At 44.8% G+C, this 2799-nt stretch carries 2 protein-coding genes; both read left to right on the forward strand.

Going from position 1 to position 2799, the window contains the following annotated elements:
• Positions 1 to 591 precede the first annotated feature (591 nt).
• Entirely contained in the window at positions 592 to 1077 is a 486-nt protein-coding gene (locus tag WC052_06100; GenBank protein MFA7287208.1) for a hypothetical protein, read from the forward strand.
• Positions 1078 to 1723: 646 nt separating this feature from the next.
• Positions 1724 to 2799: hypothetical protein (locus WC052_06105; protein MFA7287209.1), on the forward strand; the 1076-nt coding region annotated here is incomplete at its 3' end.

The raw sequence follows: 2799 nt of genomic DNA on the forward strand, positions 1-2799 counted from the left end.
ACTTCTTATTAACCTTACCCCCCCTGGGGGAGGTACACACCCTCATATATAGTCCTTTGACTTCACTTGTGGTCCTTTGACCATGATTATGGTAACATCTACAGATACGGTTGAATGACTACGATCATGGTTGAATGACTGTGAGCAAAGTCAAGTGAATACGATCATGGTAACAACTGCAATTGTGGTTAAGTGACTACGATCGTGGTTGAATGACTATGATCGTGGTAACAACTGCAATTGTGGTTGAATGACTGCAATTGTGGTTAAAGGACTATGATCAGAGTCAAGTGAATACGATCATGGTAACAACTGCAATTGTGGTTAAAGGACTATGAATGCGAATGATTGTCTATTGGTCGAACCAGTACGAACGTGGACGGGCTGAAGATGCAAAATCGCCTGAAAAACCAAGGCTAAAAAAATCTTCAAAAAAATCCGAAAAAAGACTTGCAATTGGGACGATGCGAGGTATGATGAGGGCGTACAAACGAAAGGATGCTATAGAAAGAACATGACTACGATTGCGAGCGACCGAACGTTCGGTCGCCAAGTTCTGTGAGGTAGGGGGTACACTTTTGGAGAGCACACATGTTAGAGCTGACAACGAAAAAGACGGATCGCCGGCTTAAGGTCGGAATAGCCGGTGTAAAACCGGCTACCTTGATAGAGAACGGGAAATGGGTTTACCCGATCGAGTACCCGGTACTAGCAGCAAAAGGTGTTGCACCTTCACCAACGAAACATTTCGGTGAAGGCTTGGATTTGGATGAAGAGGTCGAATTTTACCAATTGGTGAAATTCGACGCCTTGTTAAGATCAAAGTATGACGGAAAAGGTGTCATATTTTGCCTGAACTACGGCGTCGATTTAGTAGCCCGTACCTACGACGCGAAGCGGTTTCGGCTAAAGCCGGAATCCGTTGAAAGCAGGTTCTGTCAACTCGATGAGAACACGATGTTCCAGATTATGACTAAAGCAAAAGAGCAAGGGGTGAAGACTATTGAGCTGTTTGCTAGGTTCCTGGAAGACGCCGAAGACGGGCAGGACCTGCACACATGGCTTGAGTCGGTTTGACTAGCGACGCCGACGTTGTAACGCAAACAGAGCTGTCGTGTTGTTTACACGGCAGTTTTGTTTGCGTGTTAAACCGTGGTTGAGACGCCGAAAATCGGCGTGTCAGCGTAGGGTTACAATACCATCGTCGTTGGCGACGACGATACGACGATACAACACGACACAATACAACACGATACAACAACATCATCACAACTAAGCCGTCAACAATGTTATAAATAATATCCCGTACAAGCGTTCCGTACAGATGTTAGGTTAAAGTGGCGATAGGGGCCGTTAAGGGCTAGTATAGGCAGTCTCATAGTAGTAATATAATATATAATTATATCATATATATATATATATGACAATCCTTTCCTGACAACTCCCTTTTGACCCCGACCTCGATCACGACCCCTACCCCGACCATTACCCCGATCACGACCCCTGTCCTGACAACCCTATACAACCGCCGCAACCGCCGCCGTAGCGTTTTAATTCGACACTTGTACGGTACGGTTTTACCTACACGGTTTTACACAAAAGGATTAAAATGTCGAAAATCAGAACATCCTCCCGAATTTCCTTAGCCTCGTTGACAGTATCGTCACAATTACGCACACTTGTAGCATTTGAACAAGTCGTGGTGGACGGACTAGGGAAGGATATGTTATCTACTGCAATTGTACCAATCGCGATGGAGTCGTTTGGTCAAATCGTGTCGTTTGTATTAATCGACCGTCCGTTCGCGTCAATAATCTCCCCCACCGTTATGCCGTGGTATTCGTCTGTACCAGAAGTAACACGGCAAAGCGTCGAAGCGTCGTCGCGTTGCGACGGTTTTATACCCTTTGATTTAATTCGTTTGTCTATTATAGGGGGTTATACGGAGAATATTGTTGACTTGATTCGTGAACATTTGTCTTCAACATGGTTTAAGGGTCAAAGTTACGGTTCGTGGACTATACCGCCGCATTTACAACTCTTGCAAGAACCACCAAGAACATTTATCCGGTTGAAAGATAATTCAGGGAGATCTCACCAGATGTCAATGAATCTGCCGAAGTTATTAAAAGCGATAAGTGATGAAATGATACCGACAGATTTATTCAACGACGTGGTTAGTGCATTACGCTGGTTAGAAAACAATCCACGAGAATCTACTTCAGCTTTGCCTGTAGATGGTGAGTTGTTTTGTCAATTAATCACATTTATAACAGCCGTTGCCCAAATGCGTGATGTTTGTCCAGAAAATCCAACCAATCCGTTGTCTTGGAACGATATGAGGAAAGCCAACTTGCGTTGGAGAAAAGCAAAAACGTCCAGCAACGCCGGTGTCGGTGTCGGCGTCGGCGTCAACGACAACGTCAACGGCAACGTCAACGGCAACGTCAAACTTCGCTTACCGCGAGCGGTTGCGAAGATTACAAATTATTATCAACAGCGAAACGACGAAATTGCCGCATTAAACGCAGCTGAAATTGCAAATCAAGCTTCGACGTTAAACGTTAAAGAACTCGAAGAAGCTCGTGAATTTGGTTTGACTCCAGAAGCGTATGTATTCCACCGTAATGAAGACAATCTTAAATATCTACGAACCAGTAAAAGAATACAGGATGAAAAGTTAAAAGGTGACGGTGGAGTTAGAGTCACGAAGATTCTCAATAAGACATTTGGTCAAGCCGTTGGTCAAGCCGTTGGTCAAGCCGTTGGTCAAGCCGTTGGTCAAGCCGTTGGTCAAGC

The organism is Patescibacteria group bacterium (assembly GCA_041675205.1).
In the GTDB taxonomy this organism is placed as follows: Bacteria; Patescibacteriota; Patescibacteriia; order GWA2-46-9; family GWA2-46-9; genus JBAYUF01.

Excerpts from the sequence above, each read along its gene's own strand:
- WC052_06100 (MFA7287208.1), top strand. The coding sequence starts at position 592 with ATGTTAGAGCTGACAACGAAAAAGACGGATCGCCGGCTTAAGGTCGGA.